This is a genomic window from Lentzea sokolovensis (assembly GCF_033949975.1).
Classification (GTDB): Bacteria; Actinomycetota; Actinomycetes; order Mycobacteriales; family Pseudonocardiaceae; genus Lentzea; species Lentzea sokolovensis.
Genome location: NZ_JAXAVU010000001.1, coordinates 508,630 through 531,493, shown reverse-complemented (window position 1 = coordinate 531,493; position 22,864 = coordinate 508,630). Strand labels below are relative to the sequence as shown.

Below are 22,864 nucleotides of genomic sequence, written 5' to 3'. Positions count from 1 at the left end.
CCCCTAGCTTCGCTCTTCGCCCGAGTTGGAGCTTGAGCTGTCCAGCCCGAGGTTCTCGGGCGCGTGGAGCTTGACCATCGTGCGCTGCACCCCGGCCGGCACGTGCCGTTGGGTGAGCAGGGAGACGACGTACATGACCGAGAAGCCGAGCGGGACGGTCCACGCGGCGGGGCGGGAGAGCAGGATCTCGTACCAGGCGTCGCCGGTGTCGGTGAACATCGTGACGAGGCCCGCGGTCAGTGCGGGCACGCCGCCCGCGAGCATGCCGGCGATGGCTCCGACCGTCGTGATCCGACTCGACCAGATCCCCAGCATCAGCAAGGGGCACAACGAGGACGCGGCGACGGCGAACGCGAGGCCGACCATGTCCGCGACGGGCATGCCGGTCGACACGAACGTCATCGCCAGCGGCACGAGACCCGCGAGCACCGTGGAGATCCGGAAACCGCGCACGCCGCCCAGGCGCAGCACGTCCTGCGAGAGCACGCCCGCCAGCGACACCACCAGGCCCGACGAGGTGGAGAGGAACGCAGCGAAGGCGCCGCCCGCCACCAGGGCGCCGAGCAGCTCGCCGCCGATGCCGTCGATCATCCGGGTCGGCAGCACCAGCACCACGGCGTCGGTCTGACCGGTCATCAGCAACTCGGGCGTGTAGAGCCGGCCGAGCGCCCCGTACATCGGTGGCATCAGGTAGAAGACGGACAGCAGGCCGAGCACGATCAACGTCGTGCGGCGCGCGGCGGTGCCGTTCGGGTTCGTGTAGAAGCGCACGATCACGTGCGGCAGGCCCATGGTGCCCAGGAACGTCGCGATGATGAGCGAATAGGCCCCGTACAACGGGAAGTCCTGGCCGCTCGACATCGGCAGCGACCACATCTCGTTGGTGTTGTGCGCCATTGTGGACAGATGGGGGACGGGCGCGTCCTTCGGGAACGTGAACTCCGCGCCCTGCCCGATGCGGTGGTAGCCCTCGGTCAGCACGATGCCGGTGTTCTCGATGCGCACGCCGTCGACCTCGCCGGTGCCCTTGATGAACAGGGCCTTCTCGGCGTGGATCGTGGTCTGGCGCTGGAACGCGACCTCGGTGTCCTGCCGGAACGTGGGGTACTCGGGCTTGGTCAGCGAGTCGGCGCCGTGTGCCTGCCAGACGACGATCAGGAACACGATCGGCACGGTGATCGCGGTGAGCTTGAGCCAGTACTGGAACGCCTGCACGAACGTGATCGACCGCATCCCGCCGGACATCACGTTCACCGTCACGACCACCGTGACCACCAACGCGCCCAGCCAGTCCGGCGCGCCCGTCACCGTGTTCAGCGTCAGGCCCGCGCCTTCCAGCTGCGGCAACAGGTACAGCCAGCCGATCGCCAGCGCCAGGATCGACGCGACCGCGCGCACGCCGCGGGAACGGAAGCGCGCCTCGGCGAAGTCCGGCAGCGTGTAGGCGCCGGACCGCCGCAGGGGAGCGGCGACCATCGTCAGCAGCACCAGGTAGCCGGCGGTGTAGCCGACCGGGAACCACAGCATGTCCGGCCCGTAGGCGAAGATCAGCCCGGCGATGCCGACGAACGACGCCGCCGACAGGTACTCACCGCCGACCGCGGAGGCGTTCCACCACGGGGAGACCGTGCGCGAGGCGACGTAGAAGTCGGACGTCGTGCGGGAGACGCGCAGTCCGTAGGTGCCGACCAGGATCGTGCCCAGTGCGACGACCAGCACCGCCACGATGGCGTAACCACTCGTCATGGACGTTCGACCAGCTCCGCGAACTCGCGTTCACTGCGTTCGGCCTGCCGCACGTAGAACCAGCCGGCCAGCAGCAGCATCGGGCAGGTCGCCACGCACAGCAGGAACCACGGCAGGCCGAGCCCGAGGATCCGGAACTTGCCGAACTCCGGCTCGATCGCGAACAACAGCGGCAGCAGGCCCAGCGCACCGCACGCCACCAGGCACACCGAGAGCCCCAGCCGCCGTTGCGCCCGGATCAGCGTGCGCATGTAGACGGCGCCGAGCTCACTCTGCTCGTTGATCTCGCGCGTGCCCGAGTACGGGCGGCGCGCACGGGGTGCCCGCGTGCGCGGGCTCGTCACCACCACGCGCTGGGTCGGCCTCGGGTCCGGCCGCCGGGGTGGTGGCGTCGTCACGACCCGAGCCCGTTCCTCGGTTGCAGGACACCGGCGCTCCCCGGCACCGGAGTGGGCCTGGCGCGTCGCACGAGCAGTTGCCGCAGGTGGCGGGCGTGCCGACGGCTGACCGGCAGCACCGCGCCGCCGATCGTGACGCTCAGGTGCCCGTCCTCCAGCCGCAGTTCGTCGATGTGGCCGAGCGACACCAGGTGGCTGCGGTGGATGCGGACGAACCCGGCGCTGCGCCAGCGTTCCTCGAGACCGTTCAACGCCGCGCGCACGAGGCCGCTGCCGGTCGCGGTGTGCAGGCGGGCGTAGTCGCCGTGCGCCTCCACGTACCGGATGTCGGCGAGGCGGATGAACCGGGTGACGCCACCGAGTTCGACGGGGATGACCTCGTCACCCATCTCCGGCGGCGTGGAGTTCGCGGGCTGCGCGGGCGCCGGGGCGGCGGGTTCGGCAGCGGTCTTCGAGTCCCAGACCTCGTGCACGATGCGGTGCACGGACTCCGCGAGCCGTTCCGCGCGCACGGGCTTGAGCAGGTAGTCGAGCGCCTTGAGTTCGAACGCCTCCACCGCGGGCTGCTGGTGCGCCGTCACGAAGACCACGGGCGGCGGCTGCGCGAACCGCGACAGCACACGGGCGAGGTCGAGACCGTCCAGCCCGGGCATGCGGATGTCGAGGAACACCGCGTCCAACGGCTGCCCGGCGTCCATCGCGCGGTGCAGCACCCGGAGCGCCTTGGTGGCGTCGGTGACCGCTTCCACGTGGGCGATGCGCGGATCGGAGCGCAACAGGTAAGTGAGGTCTTCCAGCGCGGGCGCCTCGTCGTCGACGGCGAGCACCCGCAGCGAGCGCTCGAGGCTGCCACGTCGATCCGGCCCCTCGCAGATGGGGCAGGGCAGACCTGAGGTCATTCGAGATCGAGTCCAAACTGTGTACGGCCGATCCTCACGTGGCGGCGATTAGACCACGCTCGGTCATCGCGCGCCTGGTGAGCCGTGGGCGTCGGATACGCGATCATGCCCCCTCACGGAGGGTGACCCGCCGCGGGGGTCCGGTTGCGCACCGTGTGCACCACGAGTTCCCCCTCCCGCCCTGAAACCCCGATCGGGCGCATCATCCGCCAGGGAGAGGAGGAGCGGAAACCCTCCGATCGGGTGTGTCTCGGTGACGAGGTGCGAACCCTCAGTGAACTGAGCCGCTCACAGTGCGGGGAAGATTCAGTCAGGGCTGCCGGATCGCGCGAGGCTGAGCCGCCAGCGCGTCACCGAGCGTGATCTCCAGCTCGATGAACGACTCCTCGGCACGGCGGGCGGCGACGCTCACGGAGGCGGCGGCGGCCGGGCCGACCAGTCTGCGGGTCGGCGCGCGCAACGCCTGGATCGCCTCGGACCACTGGTTCGAGAGCTTGGCGAGACCGCTCAGCGTGTCCACCAGTTCCTCGGTGTTGTCCGGCGGTGACGCGACGATCTCCGCCAGCCGGTCGCGCAAGGCGTCCAGTGCCGGGTCCACGGATTCCTCCAGTCGTGCTGCGCCAGACATTTCCCCACTGGGCAACACCATATCTCGACCTCTGCGGTCCAGTGCAATGATGTTGCCCCAAGGGGACTACCCGGTCAATCGATTGCGCAATCCGTCTCAACTGGCGCTCGTCTCAACTGGCGCGCACTTATGGCCGTTGGCTGAAATGAACGCGTTTCGGCGTTTAGTCGATGTTTCCCGACATCGTGTCGGTTCTAGTTGCCTGGTAGGCCCGGCGGTACCGGTCGCGCCGGGCCTGATCGGTGTGTCCCAGGTCGCCTGAATCACGGCATTGAGTTACGTCGGCTGAGGGACTTCTCGACCGACGTATTAACTCTTTTGCCTCAGGGCAGGTGGAGTTCAGTCGTTCAGGTTCGTACAGGGCAATCTGACGATTCCCGGCGACGTTCCAGGTGGTCGGCAGGACCTGGGGATCCCCCGAACGGAGCTACGCGACCAGTCCGCGCCGAACCCGCCCGCGGGTACCGTGGCCAGACCTTCGAGGCCGAACGAGTGCTGCGAGAGGCCAGGCATGACCTCAGAGCGAGCGAGCGACCCCACCAACGTCGCGCGGGTGGGCGATGCCACCAACGTCGTGCAGGTGGGCGCCGTCCACGGCGACCTGAACGTCGGCACCGCGACCCGCCGCCCCGCGCCGGTCGAGATCGCATCCCTGATGCGGGCCCAGGTCCTGATGGCGGAGCAGCTGCCGTACCAGCTGCGCGGCGCGCGAACGCCGTCGCTGTCCACCGTCTACGTGCGGCAGGACCTCGGCACCGGTGGCGACGAGCTCACGTCCGGTGAGTCCAGGCCGCGGCCGATGGTCGACGGCCACGGCCAGCTCGTCGACGTGTCCACGACCCCGCGCGTGCGAACGTCAGTGCGGCCACCGGCGCGAACGGTGCGCGAAGCGCTGGAGTCCGACGACCACCTCGTCATCACGGGAGGCCCCGGTCAGGGCAAGTCGACCCTCACCCTGAGACTCGCCGCGGAGCTCGCACTCGGCTGGTCCGCGGACGGCACCGAGCAGACGACCGAGCGCGTGGTGCCGTTGCGCCTGCCCGCGAGGGAACTGGCCGCGCGCCTCGACGTCCCGTTCGCCGAGGCGCTGGCCGCGAGCGTGCGAGCCGAATACAACCTGCGGCTCAGGTGCGCGATCGACCCGTCGCACTTCGAGGACCGCGTCTCCGGCTGCCGCTGGCTGCTCCTCGTCGACGGCCTGGACGAGGTCACGTCTCCCGCCGCCCGCGACGACCTGGTGCACGCGCTCGCCGGCTGGGCGGCCTCCGGCGACGTCTACCGCATCGTCCTGACCACCCGTCCGATCGAGGGCGGCGTCCTGGCCCCACTGCAACGCATCGGCGCCACGCGCTACGAGCTGCAACCGTTCGACGAAGAGGCGCTGCGCACGTTCGCGGAGAGCTGGTTCCGCGACGACGGCGACGCCGCCACGAACTTCCTGCGCCAGATCCGCAAGGCCTACCTCGACGAACTGGTGCGCGTCCCGCTGCTGGCCACCATCGCCGCGATCATCTTCGAACAACGCCGAGCCCACCCGTTGCCCGACAACCAGTACGAGCTCTACGAGGCGTACCTCAAGTACCTGCGCTCAGGCCACCCGCACCACCCCAGCCCGCTCGACGCCCACCGCGAACCGCTGCTCGAACACCTCGGCCAGGTCCGCGTGGACGCCGACACCTCACTCCTGGCCGCCGCTCGGACGTGGGCGGCCACCCACGTCGCAGGCGAATGGCAGGACGACCTGGTCCGCTTCCTCACCGCGGTGGGCCCCTTCACCCTGCGCGCCGACGACATCCACTTCCTGCACCACAGCTTCGCCGACCACCTCGCCGCCACCGCGAAGGCCCGCGGCCTTCCCGCCACCTTCACCGCAGACCACTTCGCCTACCTCCTGCACGCCGCCCGGCCTCGTGAGCACGGCCGGCACGCGCGGCGCGTCCTGTTGCACTACGGCCGCCTCCGTCCCCTTCAGGCCGACTCGCTCCTTCGCACGCTGAACTCCGGTGACTCCGAGAAACACCTGCTGGCGGCTCGTCTGCTCGCCGGTCACCTGCCGGCTTCGTCCGGCGTGGTCGAGGCTTTCCTGACCACTACCCGGGCTTGGGCCATGACCACGCACCACTACGCGTACGAGATCCTGGCGGGGGCGAGTCGTGCCACCCACCATCCCGGCCTGGCCGACTGGCTGGCGGATTTGATGTCCGACCCGCGCGCGCCGTGGACGAGCCGTGCGGAGGCCGCCGCGGCCTTGGCCACTCGGTTGCGGGGCCACACTGAACAGGCCGCGCTGGAACTCCTGCACACTGCGGTCAACGACGTCGAGGGCCAGATCGTGCACCGGCTGGTCGCCGCAGAGGCGTTGTCCGAGTGCGGCGACAACCAACGGGCCACTGCCGAACAGGCGCTGCGCGTCATCCTCGACGACCCGTTCGCGACGCCGCGTGAACATCGCGATGCCGCATTGGTGATGGCATCGCTGGGTGGCGAGGCCCGAGCCTTCGCCACAGTCGCGCTCCTGTCCGTGCTGAACGACCCGGAAGCTCCGCCGCCGCGCATGGCGGAGGCGGCGAACGGCCTGGTCGAGATCACTGTCGAACACGCTGACCGGTGTGCGGAGGTGCTGGTCGAGATCCTGCGGAACTGCCCCGCCTGGCTCGAGACCGAAACGCTGCGAACAGCGGCCAAGACCCTCGGTTCGCTAGGGGCGCAGTATGTCGCATCGGGAGTCGAGACGATCAACAACCGCGTTGCGGATGCGCGCTTGGTGAGGTGGGAGCGGGTCGCCGCGGCGGGAGTGCTTGTGACGATCGGGCCGTCGTATCGAGCAGCCGCGGCACGGCACATCGTTGCCCTGTCTGAACAGCCAGGAGTGCCGCTTTCCGAACTCTGGCGTCACGGCGAGGCTCTGCTGGAATGTGGATGGGAGTACCGCAAGGAGGTCGCGTCGATTTTTCATCGTGTGCTCAACCACGGCGCGTTGACCGTCAACACGGCGTTTTGGGCGATCCGAGGACTGCTCGAGATCGGCCCGGAGTACCGGGGCGAAGCAGTCAGCCGTCTGACGAACCTATGCGAGGCGACCGCTCACCGGTTCTCGACGAGTTGGGAACACGAGGCCGCCCTCAGCGAGGTGGCGAGTGCCGATGAGTCGCGTCGCACAGAAGCCGTGTCCCAGCTGAGAGCGACTCTCGCCGACAGAACGGTCGCTCCGGTTCGCCGCAACCAGGCCGCTTCCCGACTCATTCGACTCGGGCCTGAGTTCCACGCCGAGGTCATCGATCATCTCCGCGAACTGGCGGAGCGACGGTCCGACCTCGGAGCAGGACTGGTGGCACGGCACCGCCTCTCGGAACTCGGCGCCCAATACCGGACGGAGGCGGCCGCGTTCCAGATCGAGTTGATCTCGACGGGCGACGGAGACGACCACGAGCCGGCCGACGGGCTGTGGCTTTCGGCAGCCTCGTTCGACGACGTCGACGCTGTAGGGGCTGTGTGGCTGCGGCTGTTGCAGGACCACGGCCGCGATGAGCACTGGCGCGGGTTTGCCGCCCGCAACCTGATCGAGTTGGGGCAGGCGTTCCACCGCCGCGCCGTGCGCGGCCTGATCGACCTGATTCGCACCGAGGCTGTGCCCCGCACCTATCTAGCTGAATGGTTGCAACAGTGCGCTGGCGTCGCTGACGTGTTCCAAAAGGACCTCGCGCAGGCACTGCTCGCCCAAGTGTTGTCGGCTGACAGTACAGCCGCGACTGTGGTGAACGCAGCCGAGGCGATGCGGGTGATGGGCTGGCGGCGTGAGTCTGAGGTCGTCCCCGTGCTCAGTGCGATTCTGCACGGCGCAGATGTGAATCCCTGGCATCGCCTCAGGCTCGCGGTCCAGATCGCCTCCCTGCAACCCGACCTCGCGGACGCCGTGACCAGGATCGTGGTCTCCGATCAGCGCGATGCGCGTTACGGCTGGAATGAGGAGCTGTGGTCGCTGTCGCAGTTGGGTGCTGAGCCCCTGCCTCTGTTGTGTGCGCTGGTCGCGGATGCGAACGCACGCGCAGTAAAACGAGTGCATGGCATCAGCGCCCTGGTGAGTCTAGGTCGATATGAGGCACCGGAGATCCTTGGCCGCTTCGCCAACGACGAGTACCTGCATCACAGAGTTCGCGCGAATGCTGCGAAAGCCTTGGCTGAGCAGGGCGGACGTGAGCTTCCTCAAGTCCGCGAGCACCACAAGCGAGTGCGAGACGACTTGACAGCGCCGATCGCCGATCGGTGCACGTCCGCGCATTGCCTGAGCGAGATGGACATGACAGCGGCGTCAGCGGCCTTGGATCTGTTACCGCAGTTCGCTGTGGATGCTGAACTGACTGTTGCGGAGAGGGCATTGGCGGTGTCGAGCCTGCAACATCTGATCCGAGTTTCGGCTCTCACCGATTTCCTGGGACGTGCGGTCGCCGACGATCCAGCCTCCGGCGCGGCTGAGCGGAAGAGGGCGCTCCGCGGCCGGAAGCGGGTGAACCGGTTGGCGGCGCAGCGGGTCATGCTCGCTGACCGCTCGATCGACCTGGAGCACCGGATTCCGGACCTGGACAACTGGAGCTACCAGCCGCTGCGTCGTGAGACGGAGGTTGCGGTTCGTGATGTCCTTGCGGCTCCCGAAAGTTCCCACCACGAACGCGTGACCGCGGCCGCCGCCCTCGCCCAGCTGTCGTCGTGTTTCGTCGCCGAGGCAGCGGAGTTGCTCGACTGCATGGGCTGGCGAGGCCAGGACGAACTGGCCAAGCTCGGCCCCCGCTGGAGCGCCCAGGTCCGCGCCAACGCCAGAACCATCGCGGACGACGAGACGCAGCCGTGGCGTGAACGGTGGAAGGCCTCGCGCTTCGACTGGTCGGTAGAACCCCGCTCCCACGAGCAGCACATGGAACGGGCGGAAGCGCGCGGCGCCATAGCTCAACTCCGCACGATGCTCACAGACCCTAGGCCGGCAACCCGCTGGCGTGCGGCGAAACGCTTGCGCGACTACGACTTCGCCGACCGCGTGGCTGGTGCCCAAGCGTTGGAAGCGATCGCGGAAGACCCCACCAACAAGGCCGCGTTGCGGTGGCGGGCAGGGGAGGAGTTGACGCGGTTCGGGGCCAAGGGACGCGAACGGGGCGTGAGAGCCCTACGGCACATGATGGGTGACGAGTGGTTGAACAGCATGGCGCGCGTGGAAGCCGCCACCGTCGTCGGGAAGATCAGGCCAGACCTGAGAGCAGAGGTCGTGCGGTTCCTTAGACGGATGAAGGTGGACGAGCCGTTGCTGCGCATCAGGCTGTACAAGGCGATAGGGGTGTTCGAGCCGGACGAAGGTGCGCAGGCGTTACAGGACATGACAAAGAGCAAAGTACCGGTGGTGCGTATCAAAGCCGCCGAAGCCATGTTCGCGTTGCGGCGGGACTACAAGGAACAGGCGGCCATGACGGCGCGCGACGTCATGCGGGACCGAGCCACGCCGTGGCATGTGCGACGGCGTGCGGCGGTGCATTTGGCGCGGTGGAGCGATCTCATGGTGGAGGAGGCCCGCGCGGTACTCAGAGCCTGCCGACGTCCGTGATCGTCACGACCGCCTCGCCCAGCTCGTCGGACGCGGCCAGGTCGACCTCGGCGTTGAAGCCCCAGTCCTTGTCCCCGGCCGGGTCCTCGAAGATCTGCCGGCACACCCAGCGCTCGCGCTCCACGTTGATGATCAGGAACGCCGGGCCGCGCGCGTTCGGGCCCGCGCCGATGTCCGAGTGCTCCTCGAAGTACGGCTCCAGCGCGTCCATCCACTCCTTGGCCGTCCAGCCCGACTCGTGGTCGAGCTCGCCCAGGGAGTACCAGTCGCGCTTCGCGGCCAGCTCCACGCGGCGGAACAGGGCGTTGCGGACCAGCACGCGGAACGCGCGGACGTTGCGGGTGACCGCCGGCGGCAGGTCGACTCGGACCTCCTCGACGGGAGCGTCCGGGTTGGTGAGCTTCTCCCACTCGTCGATCAGCGACGAGTCGACCTGGCGGACGAGTTCGCCCAGCCACGAGATCAGGTCGTTGAGCTCCTCGGTCTTCGCCTCGTCCGGCACCGTCTGCGACAGCGCCTTGTAGGCGTCGGCCAGGTACCGCAGCACCAGGCCCTCGGAGCGCGCCAGGCCGTAGAACGCCACGTACTCCGTGAACGTCATCGCGCGCTCGTACATGTCCCGCACGACGGACTTGGGGGACAGGTCGTAGTCGCCGACCCACGGGTGGCCACGGCGGTACGTGAAGAACGCGGCGTCGAGGAGTTCGGCGAGCGGCTTCGGGTACGTGACCTCGTCCAGCATCTCCATGCGCTGGTCGTACTCGATGCCGTCGGCCTTCATCGCGCCGATCGCCTCGCCACGCGCCTTGTGCTCCTGCGCGCCCAGGATCTGCCGCGGATTGTCCAAAATGGACTCGATCACCGACAGCACGTCCAGCTCGTAGCCCGGAGCTTCGCGGTCGAGCAGTTCGATGGCGGCCAACGCGAACGGCGACAGCGGCTGGTTCAGCGCGAAGTTGAACTGCAGGTCGACGGTGAGCTGGAAGTCGTCGCCGTGGCGTTCGACGACACCGGCCGCGACCAGCGCCTTGTACATCGACAGCGCCCGACGGACGTGCTTGAGCTGCTTCGGGCGGTCCTCGTGGTTGTCTTCCAGGAGGTGCCTCATGGCCTGGAACGCGCCGCCGAGGGGACGGCCGATCACGTTCAGCAGCATCGCGTGCGAGACCTGGAACGACGACGTGAGCGGCTCCGGTTCGGCGCCGACGAGCCGTTCGAACGTCGCCTCGCTCCACGACACGAACCCGTCCGGAGCCTTCTTGCGGACGATCTTGCGGCGCTTCTTCGGGTCGTCGCCGGCCTTCGCCAGCGCCTTGATGTTCTCGACCTCGTGCTCGGGTGCCTGCACCACGACCGTGCCGATGGTGTCGAAGCCCGCGCGGCCCGCCCGTCCGGCGATCTGGTGGAACTCACGGGCCTTGAGGATGCGTGTGCGCGTGCCGTCGTACTTCGACAAAGCGGTGAACACGACCGTGCGGATCGGGACGTTGATGCCGACGCCGAGGGTGTCCGTGCCGCAGATGACCTTCAGCAGACCGGCCTGCGCGAGCTGCTCGACCAGGCGGCGGTACTTCGGCAGCATGCCGGCGTGGTGCACGCCGATGCCGTGCCGGACCAGCCGCGACAGCGTCTTGCCGAACCCGGCCGAGAACCGGAAGTTGCCGATCGTGGCGGCGATCTGCTCCTTCTCCGGCTTCGTGGCGACGTTGACGCTCATCAGCGACTGCGCGCGCTCCAGAGCCGCGGCCTGGGTGAAGTGCACGACGTAGATCGGCGCCTCACGGCCGTGCAGCAGGTCTTCGATCGTCTCGTGCAACGGCGTGGAGACGTACTGGAAGTTCAACGGCACCGGACGCTGCGCCGAACGGACCACCGCCGTCGGCCTGCCGGTGCGCCGCGTCAGGTCCTTCTCGAAGAACGAGACGTCGCCCAGCGTCGCCGACATCAGCAGGAACTGGGCCTGCGGCAGCTCGACGATCGGTACCTGCCAGGCCCAGCCGCGGTCGGGCTCGCTGTAGAAGTGGAACTCGTCCATCACGACCTGGCCGACGTCGGCCGTGTGGCCGTCGCGCAGGGCGATGTTCGCGAGGATCTCCGCGGTGCAGCAGATGATGGGCGCCTGGTCGTTGACGCTGGCGTCGCCGGTCATCATGCCGACGTTCTCCGGGCCGAACACCTCGCACAGCGCGAAGAACTTCTCCGAGACCAGCGCCTTGATCGGCGCGGTGTAGAAGCTGCGCTGGTTGGCCGCCATCGCGACCAGGTGGGCGCCGATCGCCACCAGGCTCTTCCCCGACCCCGTGGGGGTGCTGAGGATGACGTTGGCCCCCGAGACGAGCTCGATGACCGCTTCCTCCTGCGCCGGGTACAGCGCGAGGCCGCGCTCAGTCGCCCAGTGGGAGAAGGCGTCGAACAGTTCGTCTTCGTCGGCGATCGAGGTGAGCCGGTCCGTAAGTGCAGTCATCGCAGGTGAACTATAGGTGGTACGCGTATTCGGTGAACTCCCAGTCGGTCACGAACCGCTGGAACCGGGCCACCTCCTCCCACTTGAAGTCCACATAGGACCGCACGAAGTCCTTGCCCAGCACCTCGACCATCGCCGTGTCCTCCTCCAGATAGGCGAGGGCGTCGGGCAGCGTGGCGGGCAGCGTGGGGGCCTTCGACGGGTCGTAGCCGTACCCGGCGGAGGGCCGCGGCGGCTCGATCCGGTCGCGAATGCCCAGGTAGGTGGCCGCGACGAGACCGGCGATGCCGAGGTAGGGGTTCGCGCTCGCGTCGCCGAGCCGCAGTTCGAGCCGGGTGGTCTCACCGCGCTCGGCCGGCACCCGGAGCATCGAGCTGCGGTTGTCGAGACCCCAGTCGATCAGCCACGGCGCGAGCGAGTCCGGGCCGAACCGCTTGTAGGAGTTGACCGTGGGGTTGAGCAGCGCGGCCAGCGCCGGGGCGTGCTTCAGAATCCCGCCGATGGCCCACCGCGCCTCGTCCGACAGGCCGCTGGAGCTCCCCGGCGCCTGGAACGCGTTGCGGCCGTCCTTCTCGTGGCACGACAGGTGCAGGTGGAACCCGCTGCCGCCGCCGTCGTTGAACGGCTTGGCCATGAACGTCGCCAGCCGGCCCTCACGCCTGGCCAGCTCCTTCACGCTCGTTTTGAAGCGGAACGCGCGATCGGCCGCGTCCATGGCGGGCGAATGGACGAGATTGATCTCGAACTGGCCCCCGGCGTATTCGTGGTTGCCGCCGGTCGTCTGCAGGCCTGCCGAACTCAGGGTGCGCAGAGTTCTCAGCAGATGACCGTCCGAATCGCCCCGGCGGCCGGTCGCGTAGACGTTTCCGGGCTCGTCGCAGTACGGCCGCCACCCGTTCGGGCGATCTTCGTCCGGTTCGCAGAGAAAATATTCCAGCTCGGGCCCGATCACCGGGGACAGCCCGGTGGTCTCGAACACCTCCAGCGCTCTGCGCAGCACCTGTCTGGGAGATTCGTCGACGGGCCTTTCGTCGGACGGGCTCACCGCGTCGCCGATGCACCACGCGACGCCCGGCTCCCACGGGATCGGGAGCAGCGTGTCGAGGTCGGGGACCACGATCACGTCGGGCAGCCCGGCGTCGAGCACACCGCCGGTCTCGGTCGTCTTGCCGCCTGGAGTGGTGCTGTACACGGCCCGGCAGAACGACAGTCCGCGCTGAATGACCGCAGGTAGGTGCTCTACGAGGACGTCACGGCCCCGGTCGGTGCCGAGCAGGTCGGGGAAGACGACGCGCACCACGTCGATCCCGTCCTCGCCGAGTCTTGCCGCGAGTTCCCGAGTCACCTGTTCACCGACCACGTCGAACTACCTTTCCGGCACAGTGTGTCGCTGACGCGGAGGGGATAACGTTGAGGGGCAAACGCTATCGACCCGTCCGTGGAGCAAAGACCGCCATTGGTCCCCGTTCGGTGCTCCACACTCATCGTCCACCACGGGGCAACAGTCCGTAACTGGACGGGTGACGACCGTCACGAGATCATGCACGATGTGGGATCGTGATCAAAGTGGTTGCGGACCGACTCGCACCACATCACAGACATAGTTCGGAACCGCAAGTATTGTGCCGGGAACACCTGAGCTCGAGCACGGGAGACTTTCAGTTGTCTGGTCACCACACGATTGCCGAGACCGAGAAGGCCGTCCAGGCCAAGCTCGGTGCGGTGCCGCTGCATCGCGAGCAGATGGCGGCGGTGTCGAACATCCACCGCGCCGCGACCGCGATTCGCCAGCACCTCGAGAACTCGGTGCTGCGCACCAGCGATCTGACCTGGACCGGCTTCGTCGTGCTCTGGGTCGTGTGGATCTGGGGCGAGATGGAGACGCGCTACGTCGCCGAGGAGGCGGGTATCTCCAAGGGCACCCTGACGGGCGTCGCCAAGACGCTGCAGTCACGGGGCCTGCTGGAGCGCCTGGGCCACCCGACCGACGGGCGTCTGGCGGTCCTGCGACTCACCCCTGAGGGTGAAGAACTGATGGCCGACCTCTTCCCCAAGTTCAACGAGGAGGAGGTCTTCGTCAGCGGTTCGCTGGAGTCGTCGGAGGCCCAGTCGCTGGCCGAGATGCTGCGCCGCATGGTGACGCACCTCGAGGCCAACGGCGAGCAGCGCCGGCTCGACCTGCGCGGAGACACGCCGCTGCCGCCGCGCCGATCCGGTCGGCGCGCCAAGCACGGCTGACTCGACGCCCTTGGGCGACTCACCGGGGGTGAGTCGCCCAATTTGGCGTTGAATCGGGGTCTGACCGGTCAGAGGGCAGGCCCCTGACCAGCGCTCAGAGCAGGCTCAGCACCCGCGCGTGCAGGGTGTCGAGGTAGTCCTCGGACTCCGGCTTCATCAGCACGCTGCGCAGCACCCGCGCACCGTCCGCATCGGCCTCCACCTCGGGATGCCGGGCGGCGAACGCGGTCGTCGAGGCCCGTGCCACGCTCAGGAAGATCGGGTCGACGGCCGCGTTCATGCCCGTCTCCATCACGCGGTGGGAGGCGGCGTCCACCGCGGACAGGGTCAGCGGGTCGGTCCGCGGGAAGTACGTGACGATGTCCAGCTCGGGCTCCTGGTAGAGCTCCAGGGAGTCCGACTCGCGGATGATCGACGCCCACCGCACGGCCGCCCGCCGTCCGGCCGCCAGCACCTCGCCCAGGCCGTCACGCGTCAACGGCAGCAGCCGCAGCGTCAGCCAGAGCCCGGCCGCCGCGGCGCCCGCGCGGGAGCACTCCAGGCTGATCTCGCCCAGGTGCATCTCGTCGGACGTGAAGTACGTGTAGGGGGAGTCGTGCAGGTAGAAGCGGCCGACGGACGGATCGCGGAACAGGACCGCGCCGCAGCCGTAGGGCTGTAGGCCGTGCTTGTGCGGGTCCACCACCACGGAGTCGCACGAGCCGATGGCCTCCCACGGCTCAGGCGCGAGATCGGTGCCCGCGAGCAACGTGAAGAAGCCGCCGTACGCACCGTCCACATGCACCCGTGCGTCGTATCGGCGTGCGACGTCCAGTACAAGATGCACCGGTTCGATGGCACCCAAAGCGGTAGTTCCCGGAGTGACTACGACGGTTCCGACCTTGCCGGTCTTCAAGAGGTCTTCGAGCGCGTCGAGATCAATGCGACCTAGTCCGTCCACGGCGACAGGGAAACCCTCGATGCCGAGCACGCCGCACATCCGTGAGTGCGTGTAGTGCGCCTCGGAGGAGTACGCGACGCCACGGGTCGGATGAAGCGAACGGGCCACGAAGAGCGCTTCGAGGTTCGCGATCGTGCCGCTGGAGGTCAGGTGGCCGAGGTGCTGGTCGCCGTAACCGAACATCGTCGCCAGGTCCGAGACGACCTCGCGTTCCATCGCGGCGGTCGCGGGACCGCCGTCGAGGGCGTGGTTGTTCGGGTTGATCAGCATCGCGGACAGGTAGCCCACGACGGCCGCCGGATGCGGCGGCTTGAGCATCTGGCCCGCGTAGCGCGGGTGGAAGAACGGGTAGTTGTCGCGCAGCCGGTCCTGCAGCTCGGCGAGCGCCGAACCGAAGAGCGCCGGGTCGACCTGCAGGGACGAGTGGGGTGTGAAGGTGCCGTAGTCGGCCGTCCACTTCTCGTGGTTGGCCAACGCCTCGTTGAGCCAGTGCTGAAGATCCACCGCACACTCCACTCGTCCACACGCGCAATCCGAATGTTCGAATTTGGACGTTACGGCAGACCCCAGCGCGAAGACGAGCCGTTCGCTTTCACATCACGTGCTGAGACGTCAGGACGTGTGCCGCGACGCGCCACCACGGCGCTCTGACCTCGGCGAAGCGGGATCTCGATGGCCGAGCCACGCGTCTTGTAGTCGAGGCGTCGTCCCCACGTGTCGCGGACGTCGATGTCACCCGCGATCCCGTGCTCCAGAAGCAAAGGCGAGCCCGCCTCCGAATGGACCTTGATCCAGTCCGTCCGTCCGGACGAACGGGAAGCGTCCACAAGGAACGCTCCTTGCGTGCGCAACGACGAGATGGACGCATCGGCCCATGTGGACGAAACGGACGGGAAGACGCGCACGACGTTGTTGTGAGACTGGACCATCATTTCCAGCACCGCCTGGCCGGACATCAGCGGCGACTCGATCGCGAGGTTGCCTCCCTCGCGGTAGAAGGAGTTCTCGGTCAGCACGGCGTTCGTGCCGACCTGCTTGCGGTCGAGGAAGTAGCGCAGGAACTGGAGCGCCTCCTCCGGCCGGCCCATCGCCGACGCCATCGCGGACGCGGCCCCGTAGCTGTAGCCGGCCCACGCCTGCTGCCGCGACACCCAGTGGTCGAAGGTCTTGTTGATCAGGTCGCGGTGCTCCGGCATGTCGTAGGTCAGCTCGCGCAACGGGTAGAACCAGAGCATGTGCGAGAAGTGCCGGTGGGAGTCGTTGAGCGAAACGTCCTTGCCGATCAAAGCACCATTCGGGCCCAGGTGGTAAGGCACGAGCCGATTGGCGATGTCCCGCCAGCGCGCGTTCTCCTCGATGGACAGCAACGTGCGCACACCCCAGCGGATCAGCGAGAGGTCGTACGTCGTGTCCGTGGCGTTCGCGTACTCCGGTGAACGGGTCTCGGGCAGATGCAGCTTGCCGTCCGTTCCCTCGACGAGGAAGCGGGCGTAGTAGTTGACCGCCTTCGTCAGGATCGGGAAGAGGACGTCCTTGAGGATCTTCTCGTCCATCGTGTGCCGGTAGCCCAGCCAGACGTTGTGACAGGCCCACAGAAGATTGCCCGTATGGTCGTTCGGCGCGACGCCCGGAACGCCGCAGTAGCGCGGCCCGGACCGCAGCGTGCGGTCGCCGGGGTGGCAGATCGCGTACGAGTCGCCGTCGCGGTATGCCGGGTTCACGTTGAGTTCCAGGTTGTGCTCGAACCGCTTCAACGTCGTCGTCACCGCGTCGAGTTCGTGGTGGTTCGAGCCGTTGATCAGCGGATACGAGATCTGGACGTTGAGGTTCCACCACACGGCCGTCCAGCTGTTGCCCTGCTCGGGGAACCACGGGCCCCACTCGGAGATGACGGGCGCGTCGTTCCTCGTCGCCGCGGCCATCTTGTAGAGCTGCAACCAGTAGAAGCGCTGCACGAGCTTGTCCGGCACGGACACCAGCGACTTCGCGAAGTAGGCGTTCCACCAGCGGCGATGCTGCAGCGTCAGCACCTCGGACGGGATCGCGAGCGCCTGCCGCACCTCACGGATCGCGTCGGACGTGTGCGTGTCCGCAGGGTGTGTGTACGCCACGTGAGCCGCGAACCGGCCGTTGCGGGTCTGCCAGGCCGTTGTGTAGCCACCGCCCGCTAGCAGCGGCTGAGCCGCGTACGAGACGCCGTTGGCCGTGCCCAGGGTCGCGGCGGGGTTGGCCGTGTAGTCGGCCGGCCTGCGGATCTGGCGGGTCGTCGACGACTCCAGCGGCTGGAAACCCCAGGTCACGTCACCCTTGACGGAGGCGAGGAACGTGCTGCGCGAGTTGTGCACGAGCATCGTGAACGTGGCACTGCCCTGAGTGGTCGTCACCGAGCCGGTGAGCTCGGCGTTCCACAGGTCGAGCGTCCAGTCGACGGCGGTGATCGCGCCGGCGAACTGCAGGGTCAGGTACCCGATGGGCAGCCGGGACAGGCCGACCGCGGCCTCCCAGTGTTCGCGCTGGTCCTGGACCTCCGAGTGGCTGAGCATGAGCTTCAGCTCGTTCGCGGTGCGGCCCGCGTAGACCTGGACGCCCAGGAATCCGTTGGCGAGGAACGGACTGTCGCCCCAGTTCTGCGGCAGTTTCTTCCACTCCATGCGGGCATCGCGGACCACATCCCGGTGCACGTTGTGACCCGATGTTTCCGGCGCTGCGACGGCGGAGCCCACTCCGAGTGCGGAGGCCCCCACGGCCGCGCCCGTCCCGTACAAAAAGGTTCTACGCGACAGCTCTGTCACTGTTCGTCCCTCCGTGCCGTGGCGGCGGCGGAACGGATCTAACCGCAGAAGTCATCCGATGACTAGCGAGCGTGTGACGATCAACGCCCTTCTTGCCTGCAAATCGTTGTTGCACAGTTCTAGCCATAGCCGAGGTCGGGCAATTAGCGTGACGGTTCATGTCACCTGTTGCCATGCACATGAGCGACGGTCTGCTGAACGCGCCGGTGTCTGTCGCCTTCCTCGTCCTCGCGGCGGTGGGCGTCGGGTTCGCGTTGGTCAAGGCCCGTGCGGACCTCGACGACCGCACGGCGCCGATGGCGGGCCTGGTGGCCACGTTCATCTTCGCCGTCCAGATGATCAACTTCCCGATCCTGCCCGGCGCCTCCGGCCACCTGCTCGGCGGCGCGCTCGCGGCGATCCTCGTCGGCCCGTGGGTCGGCGCGCTGTGCGTGACGATCGTGCTGGTGGTGCAGGCGCTGCTGTTCGCGGACGGCGGCCTCACCGCGCTGGGCGCGAACGTCACCAACATGGCGCTGATCGGCACCGCGACCGGGTTCCTGGTCGCCGTCGCCCTGCGCAAGATCGCCGAACGGGGCAAGGGCGGGCTGTTCGCCGTCGCGTTCATCTCGGCGTTCGTCAACACGGTGGTCGCCGCTACCGGCTTCGTCGTCGAGTACGCGATCGGCGGCGCGGGCGGCGTGGAGATCGGCAAGGTCGCGCTGCTGATGTGGGGACTGCACGCGCTGATCGGCATCGGTGAGGGCCTGATCACCGCCGTCACGGTCACCTCGGTCGCGTCGATCCGGCCTGACCTCGTCTACCTGCTCAAGGGTCGCAACACCGCATTTGGCAGCAAGCCGCTGGAGGTCCGGTCGTGAAGAAGTTCGCCATCGGGTTCGTCTTCGTGTCGCTGCTGATCGCCGGGGTGCTGTCGTACTTCGCGTCCGGCGACCCGGACGGCCTGGACAAGACCGTCGAGGACACCGGGATCGCCGAGCACGCGCAGGAGCACCCGTTCTCCGGCAGCACGTTCGCCGACTACGCGCTCGGCGGTGACGACAAGTTCACCGGCCTCGCGGGCGTGCTCGGCGTGGTCGTGGTGCTGGGCCTGTCGTTCGGCCTGTTCTGGGTGCTGCGCAAGAAGTCCGACGCCTGATGAGCGGCGGCCACGACGTCCTGCACCACGCCGGCGACTCGCCGGTGCACCGCCTCGCGCCCCACGTGAAGATCCTCGTGGCGTTCGGGGCGGTGCTGGGTGTCGTGGCGACCCCGCGCACGCTGTTCCCGCTGTTCGGGCTGTACCTGCTGGTGATCGTCGCGGTGTGGTTCGCCGCGCAGGTCCCCGTGCTGTGGTTCCTCAAGCGCGCGGTGATCGAGGCGCCGTTCGTGGTGCTCGCGTTCCTGCTGCCGATCTTCGGCACGGACCCGCGCACCGACTTCCTCGGCTTCTCCGTGTCGATCGAAGGCTCGCTGGCGGGCTGGAACATCCTGGCCAAGGGCACGCTGGGCGTGCTGATCAGCCTGACCCTGGCGGCCACGACCGCACCAGGGGAGTTGTTGCGCGGCCTGCAGACGTTGCGGGTGCCCGCGCCGTTGATCATGATCGCGACCTTGATGCTGCGGTACGGCGAAGTCGTCGTGGGCGAGGCGAAACGCATGCGCGTCGCCCGCATCTCGCGTGGCGACGACCCGCGGTTCCTCTGGCAGGCGGGCGCGGTCGCCCGGTCGGTCGGCACGCTGTTCATCCGGTCCTACGAACGCGGAGAGAGGGTGCATCTCGCGATGGTGTCGCGTGGCTGGACGGGCCAGCCGGGAGGGTCGGCGACGATCGTTCCCGAGACGGTGGCGGCTCCCGCCCTGGAGGTCTCGAAGCTGGCCTTCGCCTACCCGGACGGCCACCAGGCGTTGTTCGGCGTCGACCTGCGCGTCGACCGCGGCGAACGCGTCGCGGTGCTCGGCCCGAACGGTGCCGGCAAGACCACGTTCGCGTTGCACCTCAACGGGGTTCTCGGCGGCGGCTCCGGCTCGATCTCGATCGCCGGGCTGGAGGTCCGCAAGCAGAACCTGCGCGAGATCCGCCGCCGCGTCGGGCTCGTCTTCCAGGACCCCGACGACCAGCTGTTCTGCCCGACGGTCGCCGAGGACGTCGCGTTCGGCCCGCGCAACTTCGGTCTGTCCGATGTGGACGCGCGCGTGCTGAAGGCGTTGAGCGCGGTGGGAATGGAGTCGGTCGCGGACCGCTCCCCGCTACACCTGTCCGGCGGCCAGCGCCGCCGTGTCGCGCTGGCCTCGGTGCTGGCCTGCTCGCCGGAGATCCTCGTGCTGGACGAGCCGTCGGCGAACCTCGAACCGGTGGCCCGCCGCGAACTGGCCGAGCTGCTGCTCTCGTTGGCCCCCACCATGCTCATGGTCACGCACGACCTGCCGTTCGCGTTGCAGATCTGCCCTCGCAGCGTGCTGATCGACGACGGCGTGGTCGTGGCGGACGGCCCGACCCGCGAGATCCTCGCCGACAGCGCGTTGTTGTCGCGCCACCGGTTGGAGTTGCCCTACGGGTTCCGGCTCGACTGAAGTCCTTTCAGGACGATCTCCAGCAGCACGGCGGGATTCGCCCCGTCGTGCATGCTCTGCAGCATCCCCTTCATCAGCACCACGAGGTCTGTGGCCGTGACGTCGGCACGGACCGTTCCCGCTTCCTGGGCTCGGTGAAGAAGCCCGCCCAGCGCTTTGTGCAGGCTCTTGCGCAGCTCGGGTGACACGGTGATCGCGTCGGACATGTCCCGCTTCACCGACGCCTCGTCCGCCATCTTGGTGAGGAACGCGAACAGCGCTTGCTGAGGGTCCTCCGCGGGCTCGCCGGCCGACGCGATCATGGCCGACACCCGCGTCTCCGTGACGGCCTGGAACAACGCCTGCTTCGTCGGGAAGTGCCGGTAGACCGTGCCGGGCCCGACCCCCGCCTTGCCCGCGATCTCGTCCAGTGGCACCTCGAAGCCCTGGGTGGCGAACAGCTCGCGTGCCGCGTCCAGCACCTTCTCGCGATTCCGCGCCGCATCGGCCCTCACCGTTGCCAACCGGGGCGTGCGTTCCGTATCGTCATAACCGGGGTCACCGTTCCGATTCTACTGTGGGGATGAAGCCATGACGCGCACGCCCGAACAGATCGTCGACCACGTCCGCCGCATGGTCGCGGGGGAGCAGACGCACAGCCAGTTCGCCGACCTCTTCGCCGAGGACGGGGTCATGGCCTACCGCTTCCCGACGCACTTCCAGCCGGAGGAGATCAAGGGCCGAGAGGAGATCCGCGCGTACTTCGGCCAGGTCCGCGGTGCCGCCGTGCGCGACAGGATCGAGATCCAGAGCGTCGAAGCCCAGTGCTGGCGCACCAACGACCCGTCCGTCGCGGTCGCCGAGATCACCCACCGCGGCTGGTCGAAGGTGAAGCAGGACCACTACACGTTCACCGCCGTCGCGATCATCCACTTGCGCGACGGCGAGATCGTCCGCTACGACGACTACATGAACCCGTTGCTGCTGACCGAGCTGCTGGGCGTATGACCTTCGACCTCGCTGCCTGGTGCGTCGCGGAGCTGGGAAGCCCGGTGTCCGAGGTGCGGTACGAGCGGGTGTCGATCTCGTCGGTCCACGGCCTCCTTCTGGCCGACGGCCGCGAGGTCTACGTGAAGGCCCGCGAGGACGACGGCCGCGCCGTGTCGTGCCTGGCCGCGCAGGCTTCTTTGGCGGAGCGGGGGTTTCCGTGCCCCCGCCCGCTCACGCCGGTGGTCTTCGCGGACGGGCTGGCCGTGCACGCCGAGGAGTCGTTGCCCGGTGGGGAGATGCTGCTCGGCTCGTCGCTCGACGTCGCCCGGCGCTATGCGGCCGTGTTCGCTTCGCTGATGGCGTTGCTGGCCGACGTCTCCGTGCCACCACCGCTGCCGTCGCCGCGCTGGGCTCGTTGGGACCACACGGATCCCGGTGTGTGGCCGGCGATCGACTTCCTCGACGCGCGGGACCAGAGCGTGGTGCCACCGTTCGTTCTCGAAGCGGCTTCTCGTGTGCGTGCGCGGCTGCTGGCCACTTCGCTGCCGTGCGTGCTGGGCCACGCCGACTTCGAGGCGCAGAACCTCCGCTGGCAGGACGGCGCGGTGCTGGCCGTGCACGACTGGGACAGCCTGGCGTGGCAACCCGAAGCCGCCCTGGTGGGAGCGGCTTCCGGGGCGTTCGCCAACGCTTCGCCTCCTGGCTGGGTGCCTTTGGAGAGTTCCCGGGCGTTCATCGAGACCTATCAGCAGGTCCGTGGGCGTGCGTTCTCCGTGGAGGAGATGGAGATCGCGTGGGCCGGGAGCATGTGGACCGCCGTGCACAACGCACGCTGGGAGGTGCTGCACGGCGATCCGACGCCGTCCGGTGACGCGGTGCGGGAGCAGGGGGCCGAACGCCTCCGGCTGGCGAACGCCTAGATCGCCGCGCGACGCCGGCGTTCCGCCAGCACCGCCGACAGGTACGGATGCGGGTGCGTGTACTCCAGACGCGGCGACCGGATCGCGGTCCCGACGTCATCCGACAGCCGCGACCCGAGATCCCACCGCGCCTGCTCGGTCAGCTCGTGGTACCGGCTCAGGTACTGCCGCACCGCCAGCACCAGCTCGTCCGGCAGCTGCGACAGGTCCAGCCCGGACGCCCAGTCGGCGAGCTGCGGCGGCATCGTGGCGAGTTCCACCTGTTGCTTCGGCACGCGCGTGTGGATCACGACGGTGCCCGCCAGGTAGTCGCCGACCCGCTTGCCCTGCGGGGAGAACAGCGACACGAACAGGGCGACCGCGCCGCCCATGCCGAGTGCCCAGAAGTCCACGAAGAAGCCGCCGAGCGCGCGCACCAGGGCGTGGCGGAAGCGGATGGCGCCGCCGTCGTCGCGCACCACGCGCAGGCCCATCACCAGTTTGCCCAGCGAGCGGCCGCGGGACAGCGACTCGACGGTGGTCGGATAGCCGATCAGGACCAGCACCGTCAGGGACAGCGCGAGGGCCGTTTGCAGCGCGTCGTCGAAGCCGATCGGCACGAGCAGTGACACGAGCAGCAGCAGGCCGAACTGCACGGCCACGTCGAACGCGAACGCGACGGCCCTGCTCGCGAGCTGTGCGACGCGCAGGTCCAGAACTACGGCTTCACCGGTGACGAGGTCCCCCACGC

Annotated in this window: 17 protein-coding genes and 1 pseudogene; 8 read left to right on the top strand and 10 right to left on the bottom strand. The window is 68.3% G+C overall.

Annotated elements, in window-relative coordinates; translation table 11 throughout:
* Positions 1-3: 3 nt before the first annotated feature.
* From SK854_RS02525 to SK854_RS02510, 4 genes are all read right to left on the bottom strand, one after another.
* Positions 4-1,746, bottom strand: a complete 1,743-nt coding sequence (locus tag SK854_RS02525; protein ID WP_319973293.1) for a sodium/solute symporter — start codon at positions 1,744-1,746, stop codon at positions 4-6.
* Entirely contained in the window at positions 1,743-2,144 is a 402-nt protein-coding gene (locus tag SK854_RS02520) for a hypothetical protein (RefSeq protein WP_319973292.1), read from the bottom strand. Before SK854_RS02520 ends, SK854_RS02525 begins: the two co-directional genes overlap by 4 nt.
* Complete coding sequence (locus SK854_RS02515) at positions 2,141-3,043, bottom strand: LytR/AlgR family response regulator transcription factor (protein WP_319973291.1); 903 nt, start codon at positions 3,041-3,043, stop codon at positions 2,141-2,143. The genes SK854_RS02520 and SK854_RS02515 overlap by 4 nt, the downstream gene beginning before the upstream one ends.
* Positions 3,044-3,353: 310 nt before the next feature.
* Complete coding sequence (locus tag SK854_RS02510; RefSeq protein WP_093588124.1) at positions 3,354-3,641, bottom strand: hypothetical protein; 288 nt, start codon at positions 3,639-3,641, stop codon at positions 3,354-3,356.
* 541 nt (positions 3,642-4,182) lie between these two features.
* Between SK854_RS02510 and SK854_RS02505 the strand changes: the two genes are divergently transcribed.
* Positions 4,183-9,258 carry an NACHT domain-containing protein gene (locus SK854_RS02505; protein WP_319973290.1) on the top strand — a complete coding sequence of 1,692 codons (5,076 nt, stop codon included), beginning with the start codon at positions 4,183-4,185 and terminating at the stop codon, positions 9,256-9,258.
* Here SK854_RS02505 and SK854_RS02500 read toward each other — a convergent pair.
* On the bottom strand, positions 9,236-11,722 hold the full coding sequence (locus tag SK854_RS02500; RefSeq protein ID WP_319973289.1) for a DEAD/DEAH box helicase: 2,487 nt from the start codon (positions 11,720-11,722) through the stop codon (positions 9,236-9,238). The genes SK854_RS02505 and SK854_RS02500 overlap by 23 nt on opposite strands.
* Positions 11,723-11,732: 10 nt before the next feature.
* A complete protein-coding gene (locus tag SK854_RS02495; RefSeq protein WP_319973288.1) occupies positions 11,733-13,082 on the bottom strand; it encodes a glutamine synthetase family protein in 1,350 nt (449 codons plus the stop codon).
* 302 nt (positions 13,083-13,384) lie between these two features.
* Here SK854_RS02495 and SK854_RS02490 point away from each other — a divergent pair, with 302 nt between their 5' ends.
* Complete coding sequence (locus SK854_RS02490) at positions 13,385-13,960, top strand: MarR family winged helix-turn-helix transcriptional regulator (protein ID WP_319973287.1); 576 nt, start codon at positions 13,385-13,387, stop codon at positions 13,958-13,960.
* 94 nt (positions 13,961-14,054) lie between these two features.
* Here the strand turns inward: SK854_RS02490 and SK854_RS02485 are convergent, their stop codons facing one another.
* Positions 14,055-15,404 carry a pyridoxal phosphate-dependent decarboxylase family protein gene (locus SK854_RS02485; protein WP_319973286.1) on the bottom strand — a complete coding sequence of 450 codons (1,350 nt, stop codon included), beginning with the start codon at positions 15,402-15,404 and terminating at the stop codon, positions 14,055-14,057.
* A gap of 50 nt (positions 15,405-15,454) precedes the next feature.
* Positions 15,455-17,551: a glycosyl hydrolase family 95 catalytic domain-containing protein gene (locus SK854_RS02480; RefSeq protein ID WP_319973285.1), complete on the bottom strand. Its 2,097-nt coding sequence runs from the start codon at positions 17,549-17,551 to the stop codon at positions 15,455-15,457.
* A gap of 299 nt (positions 17,552-17,850) precedes the next feature.
* On the opposite strand from SK854_RS02480, the gene SK854_RS02475 reads away from it, so the two are divergent.
* The 4 genes and pseudogenes from SK854_RS02475 (at position 17,851) to SK854_RS02460 (ending at position 20,245) form a co-directional block, all read left to right on the top strand.
* Complete coding sequence (locus SK854_RS02475; protein ID WP_319973284.1) at positions 17,851-18,552, top strand: energy-coupling factor ABC transporter permease; 702 nt, start codon at positions 17,851-17,853, stop codon at positions 18,550-18,552.
* A complete protein-coding gene (locus SK854_RS02470; protein ID WP_319973283.1) occupies positions 18,549-18,830 on the top strand; it encodes a PDGLE domain-containing protein in 282 nt (93 codons plus the stop codon). Before SK854_RS02475 ends, SK854_RS02470 begins: the two co-directional genes overlap by 4 nt.
* A pseudogene (cbiQ, locus tag SK854_RS02465) lies at positions 18,830-19,468 on the top strand (cobalt ECF transporter T component CbiQ); the annotation flags it as partial. The gene SK854_RS02470 and the pseudogene cbiQ, both read left to right, overlap by 1 nt.
* Complete coding sequence (locus tag SK854_RS02460) at positions 19,457-20,245, top strand: energy-coupling factor ABC transporter ATP-binding protein (protein ID WP_319973704.1); 789 nt, start codon at positions 19,457-19,459, stop codon at positions 20,243-20,245. The pseudogene cbiQ and the gene SK854_RS02460, both read left to right, overlap by 12 nt.
* On the opposite strand, the gene SK854_RS02455 is transcribed toward SK854_RS02460, so the two are convergent.
* Positions 20,224-20,739, bottom strand: a complete 516-nt coding sequence (locus tag SK854_RS02455) for a TetR/AcrR family transcriptional regulator (protein WP_319973282.1) — start codon at positions 20,737-20,739, stop codon at positions 20,224-20,226. The genes SK854_RS02460 and SK854_RS02455 overlap by 22 nt on opposite strands.
* 76 nt (positions 20,740-20,815) lie before the next feature.
* Here SK854_RS02455 and SK854_RS02450 point away from each other — a divergent pair, with 76 nt between their 5' ends.
* Complete coding sequence (locus SK854_RS02450; protein WP_319973281.1) at positions 20,816-21,232, top strand: nuclear transport factor 2 family protein; 417 nt, start codon at positions 20,816-20,818, stop codon at positions 21,230-21,232.
* Positions 21,229-22,134, top strand: a complete 906-nt coding sequence (locus SK854_RS02445; RefSeq protein WP_319973280.1) for a phosphotransferase — start codon at positions 21,229-21,231, stop codon at positions 22,132-22,134. The genes SK854_RS02450 and SK854_RS02445 overlap by 4 nt, the downstream gene beginning before the upstream one ends.
* Here SK854_RS02445 and SK854_RS02440 read toward each other — a convergent pair.
* Positions 22,131-22,862, bottom strand: a complete 732-nt coding sequence (locus tag SK854_RS02440) for an RDD family protein (protein ID WP_319973279.1) — start codon at positions 22,860-22,862, stop codon at positions 22,131-22,133. The genes SK854_RS02445 and SK854_RS02440 overlap by 4 nt on opposite strands.
* Positions 22,863-22,864 lie beyond the last annotated feature (2 nt).

Coding starts and splice junctions, on each gene's coding strand:
- SK854_RS02525 (WP_319973293.1), bottom strand. CDS start 1,746: ATGACGAGTGGTTACGCCATCGTGGCGGTGCTGGTCGTCGCACTGGGC.
- SK854_RS02515 (WP_319973291.1), bottom strand. CDS start 3,043: ATGACCTCAGGTCTGCCCTGCCCCATCTGCGAGGGGCCGGATCGACGT.
- SK854_RS02505 (WP_319973290.1), top strand. CDS start 4,183: ATGACCTCAGAGCGAGCGAGCGACCCCACCAACGTCGCGCGGGTGGGC.
- SK854_RS02500 (WP_319973289.1), bottom strand. CDS start 11,722: ATGACTGCACTTACGGACCGGCTCACCTCGATCGCCGACGAAGACGAA.
- SK854_RS02480 (WP_319973285.1), bottom strand. CDS start 17,551: ATGGAGTGGAAGAAACTGCCGCAGAACTGGGGCGACAGTCCGTTCCTC.
- SK854_RS02475 (WP_319973284.1), top strand. CDS start 17,851: ATGTCACCTGTTGCCATGCACATGAGCGACGGTCTGCTGAACGCGCCG.
- SK854_RS02460 (WP_319973704.1), top strand. CDS start 19,457: ATGGTGTCGCGTGGCTGGACGGGCCAGCCGGGAGGGTCGGCGACGATC.
- SK854_RS02450 (WP_319973281.1), top strand. CDS start 20,816: ATGACGCGCACGCCCGAACAGATCGTCGACCACGTCCGCCGCATGGTC.
- SK854_RS02445 (WP_319973280.1), top strand. CDS start 21,229: ATGACCTTCGACCTCGCTGCCTGGTGCGTCGCGGAGCTGGGAAGCCCG.